This is a genomic window from Mesorhizobium sp. M8A.F.Ca.ET.208.01.1.1, from assembly GCF_004791315.1.
Taxonomy (GTDB): Bacteria; Pseudomonadota; Alphaproteobacteria; order Rhizobiales; family Rhizobiaceae; genus Mesorhizobium.
Map to the genome: position 1 here is coordinate 1 of NZ_SRUT01000111.1, position 372 is coordinate 372.

1 protein-coding gene is annotated in these 372 nt (G+C 62.9%); it reads left to right on the forward strand.

What is annotated here, in order from left to right; all coding sequences use genetic code 11:
* Positions 1–135 precede the first annotated feature (135 nt).
* Positions 136–372: DUF1344 domain-containing protein (locus EN851_RS34515; protein WP_135931066.1), on the forward strand; the 237-nt coding region annotated here is incomplete at its 3' end.

The following is a 372-nucleotide window of genomic DNA, read 5'->3' on the forward strand; positions in this document are numbered from 1 at the left end:
GGAAACGCCGGCGGCTCTTCTCTCCCGTGAGCCGCGACCCGACGTGACCGGACGGCCCAGATTGAGTGAGGTGCCTTCCCCGGAGCGAGATTTCATCTCGCTCCGGGGTGCCCGCATTTTCCAGGAGAACATGCCATGCGCAAGCTTATTGTGACGGCGGCAGCGGCCGCCTTTCTCGCCTCCGGTGGCGCCGCGTTCGCGGCGGTCAAGCACACCACCGGCACTGTGAAGAGTTTTGACGGAACGGCCATGAGCCTGGTTCTCGACGATGGGTCGACTTTCACCCTGTCCAAGGCCTTCAAGGATCCCGGCATTCAGGCCGGCGAGAAGGTTCGCGTGTCCTGGGACATGAGCGGCAAGAAAAAAATCGCC